The organism is Mesorhizobium sp. WSM4806 (genome assembly GCF_055811635.1).
Map to the genome: position 1 here is coordinate 14,683 of NZ_JBVVQZ010000031.1, position 11,064 is coordinate 25,746.

The 11,064-nt window shown below is 64.2% G+C and carries 11 protein-coding genes; 8 read left to right on the forward strand and 3 right to left on the reverse strand.

Going from position 1 to position 11,064, the window contains the following annotated elements; translation table 11 throughout:
- The first annotated feature begins 43 nt into the window (after positions 1 to 43).
- From AC0L2M_RS32365 to AC0L2M_RS32395, 7 genes are read left to right on the forward strand one after another with little or no spacing between them, the layout of a single operon-like run.
- Positions 44 to 670, forward strand: a complete 627-nt coding sequence (locus AC0L2M_RS32365) for a DUF4129 domain-containing protein (RefSeq protein WP_287174317.1) — start codon at positions 44 to 46, stop codon at positions 668 to 670.
- Positions 667 to 1,872, forward strand: a complete 1,206-nt coding sequence (locus tag AC0L2M_RS32370; RefSeq protein WP_287239464.1) for a DUF4350 domain-containing protein — start codon at positions 667 to 669, stop codon at positions 1,870 to 1,872. The genes AC0L2M_RS32365 and AC0L2M_RS32370 overlap by 4 nt, the downstream gene beginning before the upstream one ends.
- On the forward strand, positions 1,859 to 2,815 hold the full coding sequence (locus AC0L2M_RS32375) for an AAA family ATPase (protein WP_023803193.1): 957 nt from the start codon (positions 1,859 to 1,861) through the stop codon (positions 2,813 to 2,815). The genes AC0L2M_RS32370 and AC0L2M_RS32375 overlap by 14 nt, the downstream gene beginning before the upstream one ends.
- Complete coding sequence (locus AC0L2M_RS32380) at positions 2,812 to 4,122, forward strand: DUF58 domain-containing protein (RefSeq protein WP_473536980.1); 1,311 nt, start codon at positions 2,812 to 2,814, stop codon at positions 4,120 to 4,122. Before AC0L2M_RS32375 ends, AC0L2M_RS32380 begins: the two co-directional genes overlap by 4 nt.
- On the forward strand, positions 4,119 to 5,150 hold the full coding sequence (locus tag AC0L2M_RS32385; protein ID WP_128176938.1) for a stage II sporulation protein M: 1,032 nt from the start codon (positions 4,119 to 4,121) through the stop codon (positions 5,148 to 5,150). The genes AC0L2M_RS32380 and AC0L2M_RS32385 overlap by 4 nt, the downstream gene beginning before the upstream one ends.
- Positions 5,137 to 6,033 carry an RDD family protein gene (locus tag AC0L2M_RS32390; RefSeq protein WP_128170262.1) on the forward strand — a complete coding sequence of 299 codons (897 nt, stop codon included), beginning with the start codon at positions 5,137 to 5,139 and terminating at the stop codon, positions 6,031 to 6,033. Before AC0L2M_RS32385 ends, AC0L2M_RS32390 begins: the two co-directional genes overlap by 14 nt.
- A complete protein-coding gene (locus tag AC0L2M_RS32395; protein ID WP_287257741.1) occupies positions 6,030 to 6,305 on the forward strand; it encodes a hypothetical protein in 276 nt (91 codons plus the stop codon). Before AC0L2M_RS32390 ends, AC0L2M_RS32395 begins: the two co-directional genes overlap by 4 nt.
- 17 nt (positions 6,306 to 6,322) lie before the next feature.
- On the opposite strand, the gene AC0L2M_RS32400 is transcribed toward AC0L2M_RS32395, so the two are convergent.
- Entirely contained in the window at positions 6,323 to 7,009 is a 687-nt protein-coding gene (locus AC0L2M_RS32400) for a D-lyxose/D-mannose family sugar isomerase (RefSeq protein WP_128170261.1), read from the reverse strand.
- 150 nt (positions 7,010 to 7,159) lie between these two features.
- On the opposite strand from AC0L2M_RS32400, the gene AC0L2M_RS32405 reads away from it, so the two are divergent.
- Complete coding sequence (locus AC0L2M_RS32405) at positions 7,160 to 8,218, forward strand: D-TA family PLP-dependent enzyme (RefSeq protein WP_128170260.1); 1,059 nt, start codon at positions 7,160 to 7,162, stop codon at positions 8,216 to 8,218.
- Between the two features lie 88 nt (positions 8,219 to 8,306).
- On the opposite strand, the gene AC0L2M_RS32410 is transcribed toward AC0L2M_RS32405, so the two are convergent.
- Together AC0L2M_RS32410 and AC0L2M_RS32415 are read right to left on the reverse strand one after the other, a co-directional pair.
- The gene (locus tag AC0L2M_RS32410) at positions 8,307 to 9,071 is read right to left on the reverse strand and encodes a heme ABC transporter permease (RefSeq protein WP_023803199.1); all 765 of its coding nucleotides are present in this window, start codon (positions 9,069 to 9,071) and stop codon (positions 8,307 to 8,309) included.
- Positions 9,072 to 9,285: 214 nt separating this feature from the next.
- Positions 9,286 to 11,058: a glucan ABC transporter ATP-binding protein/ permease gene (locus AC0L2M_RS32415; RefSeq protein WP_473536982.1), complete on the reverse strand. Its 1,773-nt coding sequence runs from the start codon at positions 11,056 to 11,058 to the stop codon at positions 9,286 to 9,288.
- Between the last annotated feature and the right edge of the window lie 6 nt (positions 11,059 to 11,064).

Here is an 11,064-nt window from a genome sequence, read left to right on the forward strand (position 1 = left end):
CCAGTGTCGACTGGGGACCACAGGTTGCAGGGGACAGTTGGCAGTGGCACAGCCAGGCACAGCGGAAGCCGAATGGCTGGCAAGAGCGCATGAGCAGTTGATCTCGGATAAGTCGATCCAGTTCGACCTGCCGGCCTATGTACCGCCTCAGCCGCCTGACTGGCTGAAGCCGCTGCTGGACCTGTTGTCGTCGCTCGGTCCCTATATGATCTATCTGTTCTGGGGCGCGGTGCTATCAGGTGTCGCGATTATCCTGCTCCTGGTCTTCCTCGAGATGAAAGGTATCGCCTGGCGCCTGCCTTGGCAGCGCGCACGGCGCGAAACCGACGCGGAGGAAGCATGGCGTCCCGACGCCGGCGCCGCGCAGATCCTGCTGTCGGAAGCCGACGCGCTGGCCGCGCGAGGCGACTATGACGAAGCGGTTCATCTCCTGCTTCGCCGCAGTGTCGCCGATATTGCCGGCCGGCTGCCGGATTTTTTGCGCCCGTCGCTCACGGCGCGCGACATCGCCGCTGCTGCTTCGGTTCCCGCCAAGGCCCGCGCGGCGTTTGCCGAGATCGCACGCATCGTTGAAGCCGCATTGTTCGCGCGCCGGCCGGTCGGCGCCGAAGGCTGGCGGCAAGCACGCGGCGCCTATGAGCGGTTCGTCTTCCGGGATGCCTGGATATGAGCGCTGCGACGGTCGAACCAGCGGCACAGGAACCGTTCAATCGAAGAACGCTGTTTTGGGGCATTTTCGCCAGCCTGCTTGCGGCAGCGGGTTTCTTCCTGCTGTCCACCTATGCGCCCGACTTCCGGCAACCCGGCAATGGCAGCGCCACGCCGCTGTCGAAAAGCGGCGTCGGCTATGCCGGCCTGGCGGAATGGTTGCGGCTCACCGGCGAGACGCCAGCCATGGCGCGGACCGATCAGGATCTCGGCACCGACATGCTGCTGATCGTCACCATTTCGCCAGAGAGCGATCCCGCCGCGCTCGACCACATCCTCGAACTTCGGCAGGACCTGAATACCCTCTTCGTGCTGCCGAAATGGCAAACCCTGCCGCTGGAAGAGCACGAAGGTTGGAAGATGAAATTCGGGCGATTGCCCGATCCCGTGGTGAACCAATGGCTCGGCCGGATCGCCAATGCAAAGATCGGCGTCGGCCAAAGCACGGTGCAGCAACTCGACATCGAGGGCCAGCTTGTTGCCGCCCCCGATGAATTGCAGTGGGTGGCGGACGAGCATCCAATCATAGTAGCCGGCAACAACAAGGCTGTGCTCACCGAAGTGGACGGCAAGCCCTTTTATGTCCTGACTGACCCCGACCTGATCAACAACGCCGCGATTGGGAATCCCGACAAGGCGGCAGCCGCGCTCGACCTGATTGCATTGCTGCAACCCGAGAAGGGCCAGGTCATGTTCGATCTCACGCTGCATGGCGCGGGGCGAAAATACGACCTTGCCAAGCTCCTGGTCGAACCGCCGTTTCTGGCGCTGACGCTGACGATCCTGGCCGCGGCGGCGCTGGCTTTCCTGCGCGGCCTCGGCCGTTTCGGCCCGCCGCGCGCCGAGCAGCGCGCCATTGCCTTCGGCAAGCGTGCGCTGGTGGATACGACGGCCATGCTGTTGCGGCGCGCCGGGCGGCTCGAGGAACTGGGAGGCCGTTACGCGGCCTTGATGCGGGTGCGCGCCGGCGCACTGCTGGGAGCGCCGCAGGGGCTGCAAGGCGAAGCGCTCGACCGCTGGCTCGATTCTCGCGATAAGGACGAAGTCAGCGGATTCACCGCGCGGGCGCAAGCCGCCGGCGAGGCGAAAAACCTGACACAAATGCACGAGGCAGCCGAGCGGCTGCACGATTGGACGGCAAGGAGGCTCGGTGAACGTCGGTGATGTGAAGGCCCTGGCGACACGGATCAGGGAAGAAGTGGCCAAGGCGATCACCGGACAGCACGACACGGTCGACCTGATGCTGACCGCCCTGTTCGCCGGCGGGCATATCCTGCTGGAAGGCCCTCCGGGCACGGCCAAGACAATGACCGCTCGCTGCTTCGCGCAGGCTCTGGGTGTCGCCTACGGGCGCATCCAGTTCACGCCGGACCTGATGCCTGGCGATATCGTCGGATCGAACATCTACAATTTCCAGACTGGACAGTTCACGCTGACGCGCGGTCCGATCTTCTGCGATCTTTTGCTTGCCGACGAGATCAACCGCACGCCGCCCAAGACACAGGCAGCACTTCTGGAGGCGATGCAGGAGCATGCGGTCACTTTCGACGGCACCACGCATTCGCTGGGCCGCAACTTCATGGTGGTCGCGACCCAGAACCCGATCGAGCATCAGGGTGTCTATCCCCTGCCCGAAGCACAGCTCGACCGCTTCCTGTTCAAGCATCGGGTCAGCTATCCCGGTCCCGAGGAGGAACGGGCCATCATCATCCATCACGGCGGCGGCTCCGCCTCGCACGACATCGCGCAATACGGCATCAAGGCCCAGACGGATCGCAAGACGCTGGAGAAGGCACTCGAAACCGTCGGCTCCGTCACCCTCGTCGACGACGTCGTCGGCTACATCGCGGCGCTGGTGCGCGCCACACGCGACACCGCCGATTTGGAGGTTGGCGCCAGTCCACGCGCGGGCGCCATGCTGGCCAGGGCGGCGCGGGCGCGGGCAGCGCTCGACGGGCGCGCCTATGTGATCCCAGACGACGTCAAGGCGCTGGCGGTGCCGGCGCTGCGCCATCGCGTCATCCTGTCGCCGGCCGCGCAGATCGATGGCCGGCTGGTCGAGCAGATCGTCTCCGACCTGGTCGACCAGACGGAAGCGCCGCGTTGATCTATCCCAGCGGCCGAGCGGTGTGGGCGGCAGCGGCGGGCGCGGTGCCGGCCTTCCTGGTCGCGCTGGCGCTGCCGTCGCTGTGGTATCTCGGATTGCTGTGGATCTGCCTGCTGCTGGCCTTCCTGGCGGTGGACACCGCGGCGGGACGCGGGCGGAAATCGCTGGCCGCCAGCCTCCACGCGCCGCCGCAGGTCGGCGTCGGCGGCCAGTTCACCGTCCACGTCGCCGCCCGTTTTTCAGGCCGGATGCCAACCCTGGAGGCGCGCGTCGGTCATGATGCGCGCCTGGCGCCGATCGGCGGTACCGGCGGTCCCCTGGCTGCCACCGGAGATGGCGGATCTCTCGACCTGCGGTTCCAGGCGCTGCGGCGCGGCATCGCCAGCTTCGATCGTCTGTGGCTGCGCTGGCGCGGGCCGTTCGGATTGGTCTGGAACAAGGTCGTCCTGCCGATGGAAAGCAAGGTGGCAGTGTTGCCCGACGTCCGCAGCGCCCGCGACCAGGCGATCACGCTGCTGCAGCGCAACGCCCTGCCCGACGGGCATGCGCAGCGCCGGGCCGGCCACGGCCGGGAATTCGAGGCGCTCAAGGATTATCAGCCCGGCATGGGCCGGCGGATGATCGACTGGAAGCGCAGCGCCCGCCACGGCAGGCTTCTGGCGCGCGAGTTCCGTATCGAGGAGAACAACAACATCGTGCTGGCCATCGACAGCGGACGCCTGATGTGCGAGCCGGTCGACGGCCTCCCGAAGGTGGACCGGGCGGTGGCTGCCGCCTTGCTGTCGGCGTTCATTGCGCTCAAGGGCGGCGACATGGTCAGCCTGTTCAGCTTCGATGCGCGGCCGCGCGTCGCCAGCGGCGCGGTGCGCGGCTCGGCCAGCTTTGCAATGATCCAGAAGCGGGCGGTTGAGATCGACTATTCCAACGAGGAGACCAATTTCACCCTGGCGCTGACCACGCTTGCGGCACGGCTCGACCGGCGCTCTCTGGTGATCATCTTCACCGACTTCGTCGATCCGATCAGCGCGGAATTGATGCTGCGTACCGTCGGCCGGCTCACCGAGCGGCATCTGGTGTTGTTCATGATGATCAGAGATGTCGAATTGGAGAGCTTGGCCGACATGCCGCCTTCATCAGGCGAGGATGTCGCCCGCGCCGTCGTCGCCGGCGGGCTTTTGCGCGAAAGGCAGGTCGTCATCGGCCGGTTGCGGCTGCTCGGCGCGCATGTGATCGAAGCCGACCATCACAGGCTGGGGCCGGCGCTGGTCGAGCGCTACCTGCAGTTCAAGCGCGAGGATTTGTTGTGACTGCGCCAGTTCCCGGCGATGCTGGACGCGGTGATGCCGTACGCCAGTCGCTGGCCAGCTTCCGTCGGGAGCGCGAGGCCGACTGGAAGGCGTTCGAGGCGCTACTCGCCCGCGTCGAGAAACGCGCGCCGCGAACACTGTCGGAAGAAGAGCTGCTGTCGCTGCCGCTGCTCTACCGGTCGGCATTATCTTCGCTTTCGGTGGCGAGAGCGACATCCCTCGACAGCGCACTGATCGCCTATCTCGAATCCCTGTCGCTGCGGGGTTATTTTTATCTCTACGGGGCACGCCGCGGGCTGCGCCAGCGCATCGCCGATTTTTTCCTGCACGACTGGCCGGGTGCCATCCGCGATTTGTGGCGCGAGACGCTGGTGTCGGTGGCGCTGATGATTGTCGGCATCGGCGCCGGCGCCTGGCTGGTAGCGTCCGACAAGGGCTGGTTCGACGCGATCATCCCGTCAGGCCTGGCTGCCGGCCGCGGTCCCGACGCTTCGGCCGAGATACTGCGCAGCATGCTTTATGATGGCGACAATGGCTTTCTCTCAGGCTTTGCCGCTTATCTTTTCACCCATAACGTCCAGGTCGCAATCCTCGCCTTCGCGCTTGGATTTGCTTTCGCCGTGCCGACGGTGCTGCTGATGCTGTTCAACGGCTGCATGCTGGGTGCGCTGTTCCAGGTCTATTGGGCAAAGGGGCTTGGCATGGAGCTTGGCGGCTGGCTGGCCATTCACGGCACCACCGAATTGTTCGCCATCGCACTGGCTGGCGCTGCCGGCATGCGGATCGGCACGCGCATCGCCTTTCCCGGCGAGTTGACCCGCATGACGGCAGCCGCCCATGCCGGACGCATAGCGGCGACCGCGATGGTTGGCGTTTCGGTCATGCTGCTGTTTGCCGGACTGCTCGAGGGCATCGGCAGGCAGACGATCACCAGCGACGTCACCCGCTATGCCATTGGCACCGGCATGCTCGCACTGTGGATCGGCTACTTCTACCTGTTCCAGGTGGTGCGCAATGGCGACCGCTAGGCGCGCTGCGCTGGCGACGATGCGCTCGCTGATCACGCCTGAAGGTGTCGATCTCCAGATAAAGCTGGCCGACGCCGGCACCCGCGCTGCCGCTTTCCTGCTCGATGTCGTGTTTATCGCCACGGCTGCAATCGCGGTCACGATAGTTGCGCTGTTCGGAGTAACAGGTTTCGGCACCGATAAATTGCAGCCGCTTTTCATCGTCTGGATCATCGTGATCTTTTTTCTGCGAAACGTCTACTTCATCGCCTTCGAGGCGGGCCGGCGTGCGTCCACGCCCGGCAAGCGGATCATCGGCATCAGGGTGGCATCACGCAACGGAGCCGGCCTGTCGGTCGATCAGGTCATCGCCCGCAATCTGATGCGCGAGATCGAAGTCTTTCTGCCGCTGTCGATTATCGCCGGACGGAGTGGAATGGGCGTCGCCGATACGCTGACGACAGTCTTCGGACTGATATGGGCGCTGCTGTTCGCCTTGTTCCCGCTCTTCAATCGCGACCGGTTGCGGATTGGCGACCTCCTGGCGGGAACCTGGGTCGTCGAGGCGCCTAAGCGCACGCTGATGGAGGATCTGTCGGCACGAAAAGATCCGGTCGCCAGGACTTTTCAGTTCAGCCACGCCCAGCTCGATGCCTATGGCATCGCCGAACTGCACAAGCTGGAGGAGGTGCTGCGCCGCGACGACTATTTCGCGCTGCGGGCGGTGGCTGAGACGATCGGACGCAAGATCGGCTCAACGCCGCAGGCGCATGACGCCCGTCCGTTCCTGACCGCGTATTACGCGGATCTCAGGGCGCATCTCGAACGCAAGCTTCTTCTCGGCACCCGCAAGGCCGACAAGCACGCGCGCGGTAGCAACGCTGGACCAACGAGGCTGCCATGAACACATCTCTATCCGAGCTTGAACTTCAAGGGATGGAAGCCCGAGCTGCCGCGGCCCAAGCTGGCCCGTGGAAATCATGGGTCGAGGGCCGGGACTTTCTAGGCGGCTCAAATTTCATCCAGACCGGCCAAGGGGCGGATCGCGGCGAAGACATCGAAATGACCGGCGCGACGGTCGCGGACCAGGATTTCATGGCAGCCGCGCGCCAGGATGTTCCTCGCCTGATCGCCGAAGTGCGCAGACTGCGCGCGCTCCTCAATCGAGCAAATTAGAGCAGCAAGGCTGCCTCCTAGCCCACCCACTTCTCATAGTCGGACACGAGCAGGTGCAGCGGCGCTACATCCTCGTTGATGTCCGCGAAGCGGCCGATCGGTTCGCGGAAGACATTATCGGTGAGATCGTCGTTGACGGTCGACACCTCGCCGATCAGCACATCCTTGCCCTCGGCCCAGAACGCATGCCAGACGCCTGGCAAAAGCGTGACGCTCTCGCCCGGATCGAGCTTCAGCAGCCCGCCCGCCGGCAGCCTGTGGATGGTTCCGTCGACAGGCACCGACACCTCGGCCTTCGGATCGATGCCGCCATCGCGATCGTGCATGAACAGTTCCAGCACCAGCTTGCCGCCACCACGGTTGATGATGTCCTCGGCCTTGATATTGTGGCGATGCATTGGCGACAGCTGATCCTTGCGCGAGATCATGATCTTTTCGGCATAGAGCATGCCCATGCCCTTCTTCATGTCCTCGTAGCGACCGTTGCGAACGGTGAACAGGAAGAGGCCGAGCTCGTCGAACTTGCCCTGGCCGTAGTCGGTGATGTCCCAGCCGAGCCGGGAGGAGAAGATGGCCGACGAATCCTGCCGGCGAGCCTTCATCTCTTCCGGCGACCAATAGGCGAAGGGCGGCATGATGTAGCCGAACGAACGGATGAAGGCATCGGCGTCGCGGATGATGTCGTTGATAGCGGAGCGTTTCATGGTCGTGGTTCCTTCCAGTCGGCCTAGGCGATCTCCAAACCGAATAGCCGAACGCCGGTACGGTGTCGACGTAAACTGCATGAGCTGGCCTCATGACATCCGGTCCGATCAAGGTCATAACGGCAACCAGTTTCCTGATGGTGGCATTCCATGCTGAGCATAGACGAACTCGATACGCCGGCGATCCTGATCGACGTCGACCGCGCCGAAGCCAACATCGCGCGGGCGCAGGCCCACGCCGACCGCCAAGGGCTGAAGCTCAGGCCGCACATCAAGACCCACAAACTGCCTTACTGGGCAAAGAAGCAGATCGCAGCGGGTGCGGTCGGTATCACCTGCCAAAAGATCGGTGAAGCCGAGGTGATGGCCGATGCTGGGCTCACCGACATTTTTCTGCCTTACAACATTCTGGGCAGGGCCAAGCTGGAGCGCCTCAAGGCGCTGCACGACCGCGTGACGCTGTCGGTGACGTCAGACAGCATGGAGACGTTTGCGGGTCTCGCCGCCACCTTCACCGATCCAGGCCGGCCGCTACAGGTGCTGGTGGAGTGCGATACCGGCATGGGCCGCTGCGGCGTCCAGTCGGCCAGCGAGGCTGTCGCGCTGGCCAGGGAGATCGACAAGGCCAGGGGGCTCGCCTTCGGCGGGCTGATGACCTATCCGGCGGCAGGCCGCGCCGCCGAGGCCGAGACTTGGCTCGCCGATGCGCGCCAGGCGCTCGCCGCATCCGGCCTCGCCTGCGAACGCATCTCCAGCGGCGGCACGCCGGATTTGTGGCGCGCAAGCGAGGCTTCCGTCGTCACCGAGTACCGCCCTGGCACCTACATCTATCTCGACCGCTACCAGGTCGCCAAGGGCGTCGGCAGCCTCGACGATTGCGCGCTGACGGTGCTGTCGACGGTGGTCAGCCATCCGACGCCGACACGGGCCATCCTCGATGCCGGCAGCAAGGCCTTGTCCAGCGATACGCTGGGGCTGCCCGATTTCGGCGAATTGCTGGGTACTCCCGGCGCCACCGTCACCAGCCTCAGTGAGGAGCACGGCAACGTCACGCTTTCCGGCGACGCCAGGCTGCGTATCGGCGAGCGCGTGCGCATCGTGCCCGACCATTGCTGCGTCGTCACCAATCTGTTCGACGAAGTTCACTTGATCGCCGGAGAACAGGTGCTGGAGACGCTGCCGGTGGCGGCGCGCGGCCGCATGGGATGAGAAGCGGTCCGCGGAGCGGACGGAAAGCCAATTGCTTGGCTTTCGAGCTTTGACCCCCTGAGCCTGCGAGGGGCAAAGCTGAAGTGAGTCAGGCTGATTGCCGTTCGGCCTGCCGTGCCGCGACGCGGCGCATGGCAATGACCCGGCGACGCAGGATTTCCGTGCGCATCGCCATCAGATGCAGCGCGAAGAACAGCACGGTAAAGCCCAAAGCCATCACCAGCAACGGCCGCAACAGGCTGGGATCGATGGTCGGCCCCCCGAGCCGGATCACCGAAGCCGGCTGATGCAGCGTGTTCCACCAGTCGACGGAGAATTTGATGATCGGGATGTTGATGAATCCAACCAGGGTGATGACTGCAGCGGCCCAGGCGGCGCGCGCGGCATCATCGAGGGCCCGCGTCAGCGCAATGATGCCGAGATACATCAGGAACAGCACGAACACCGAGGTCAGCCGCGCATCCCACACCCACCAGGTGCCCCACATCGGCTTGCCCCAGATCGAACCGGTGATCAGCGCGAGCGCTGTAAAGACGGCGCCGATGGGTGCCGCCGATTTGAGCGCGACGTCGGCCAGCGGATGGCGCCACACCAGCGTGCCCAACGCGGAAACCGCCATCAGCGTGAAACACATCATGGCCAGCCAGGCGAAGGGCACATGGATGTACATGATACGTACGGTGATGCCTTGCTGGAAATCCTCCGGCGCCGTGAAGCTCATGTAGAGCCCGGCGGCCAGGAGGAGTGTGGCGATGGTTGCCAGCCACGGCACCACCTTGTCGGCCAACCCGACAAACCGCGTCGGGTTGGCGAAATCCATCCAGCCGCTGAGGCGCGAAGTCATGTCACTCATGCAGCTTTACATAAACCGGTGACAGGCTTGGGGCAACTACAGCACCGTGTCGCAGGCGGGGTCTTGCCTTCTCCCCCCCCCGTGGGAGAAGGTGGCCGAGCGAAGCTCGGTCCGATCAGGGGTGCTGGCCTGAGGGAGGCCGGCGCCAAGCTGGAGCACCCCTCATCCGTCGCCTTCGGCGACACGTTCTCCCACAAGGGGAGAAGGGAAGAACTCAGGCGGCCGCGTCCGTGATGGTTCGGCTGAGGCGGCGGACTTCCTCGTCGTTTAGCAGGCCGCCGGCGCGCAGCAGGCTGGCGAAGCGGCCATTGCGCATCGACAATTCTGCAAAGCCACCCATTTCGACCACCTTGCCCTTGTCCATGAAGACGACCAGATCGGCATCGCGAACAGTGGTCAGGCGGTGCGCGATGATGAAGGTGGTGCGGCCGCGCCGCAATTCGTCGATCGCTTCCTTGACGCGGTCTTCCGTCTCGACGTCAAGCGCGCTGGTCGCTTCGTCGAGCACCAGGATGGGTGAATCCTTCAGCACGGCGCGCGCGATTGCGATACGCTGGCGCTCGCCGCCCGAAAGCTGTCCACCGCGTTCGCCGACGACCGTATCGTAGCCGTTGCTCTTCGACAGGATGAAATCCTGCGCGGCAGCGGCGTTCGCGGCGGCGTGGACCTCATCATAGGTCGCCTCGGCGCGCCCGACGCGGATATTGTCCTCGATCGAGCGGTTGAGCAGGCCCGCATCCTGGAACACGGTGGCGATCGAGTGGCGCAGCGACTTGCGGGTCACCGTGCGGGTATCGATGCCATCGATTAGGATCCGGCCGCTGGACGGCGAAAAGACCCGCTGCAGGAGATTGATCAGCGTGGTCTTGCCTGCGCCGGTCGGGCCGACGATGGCCACGGTCCGGCCGGCATGGACCTCGAACGACACGTCGTTCACGCCCTGCCCCGAATTGGCGAATTCGAAGTTGACGTTTTCGAAACGCACATGACCAGTGACGTTGACCAGGTCACGCAACCCGTCCGGCTCGGCGGCCTCGGCCGCGGAGTCCTCAAGGCGATAAAATTCCTCGAGCTTGGCCCTGGCTTCCGAAATCTGGTTGGCGAAGGCCGACATCTGGTCGAGCCGGGCGATCAGCAGCGTGGCAAAGCCGGTAAACGCGATGACGTCACCGATCCGCAATTGGCCATGCATGACCAGATAGGAGCCGATCAACAGCACGACCATCATCGAAATGGTCGACGACAGACGGTGCAGGGCGTTGGCCAACGCCCACCAGTCGAGCACCGGATACTGGGCATCAAGCAGGTTCTTGACATAGCGCTTCAAGGCGTCGGTCTCGTGGCCGATGCGATTGTAGCTCTGCAGCACGGCGACATTGCTGACCGAGTCGCTCACATGCGCGAACACCTGGTGAAAATGCCGCTCCACGGACGCCTGGCCTTCCCTGGTGCGACGCATCACCAGCCGGCCAATTCCGACGTAAAGCGCGCCCAGCGCCAGCAGGACCATCGACATGCGAATGTCCATGCTGAGCGCCGTCGGCACCAGCAGAACCAGCGCGACAACCGTGGACAAATGCTGCCTCATGAACTCGAGCCAGAGGCTGAACAAGGTCTCGACCGCGCGCAGCAGCGTATGCAGGGAATTGGAGGTGCCGCGCTGATGATGCCAGGCAAGCGGCATGGTGATTACGCGCTCGAATGATTGGCAAAGAACCTCGCTGCGCCGCGCATGGGCAAAACGGTCCGCGCCGCGCGCCACCAGAACGAAGGCGATGACGTTGAAGACGCCGATACCGGCCCATAGTCCGAGCGTCGAAAAGACCGAGCCGCTATCGGAAATGGCATCGATCACCCGTCCGAACATGATCGGCTCAAGGATGGCGATAATCGCAAGCGCGACATTCGCCCCACAGATAAACGCGACGCGTTTTCTGTCGGCAGCGAGATAACCGAGCGCTCTCCAGTAGATTTGCAGAAGGGACACTTCAGC

Excerpts from the sequence above, each read along its gene's own strand:
- AC0L2M_RS32395 (WP_287257741.1), top strand. The coding sequence starts at position 6,030 with ATGAACACATCTCTATCCGAGCTTGAACTTCAAGGGATGGAAGCCCGA.
- AC0L2M_RS32370 (WP_287239464.1), top strand. The coding sequence starts at position 667 with ATGAGCGCTGCGACGGTCGAACCAGCGGCACAGGAACCGTTCAATCGA.
- AC0L2M_RS32390 (WP_128170262.1), top strand. The coding sequence starts at position 5,137 with ATGGCGACCGCTAGGCGCGCTGCGCTGGCGACGATGCGCTCGCTGATC.
- AC0L2M_RS32410 (WP_023803199.1), bottom strand. The coding sequence starts at position 9,071 with ATGAGTGACATGACTTCGCGCCTCAGCGGCTGGATGGATTTCGCCAAC.
- AC0L2M_RS32405 (WP_128170260.1), top strand. The coding sequence starts at position 7,160 with ATGCTGAGCATAGACGAACTCGATACGCCGGCGATCCTGATCGACGTC.
- AC0L2M_RS32400 (WP_128170261.1), bottom strand. The coding sequence starts at position 7,009 with ATGAAACGCTCCGCTATCAACGACATCATCCGCGACGCCGATGCCTTC.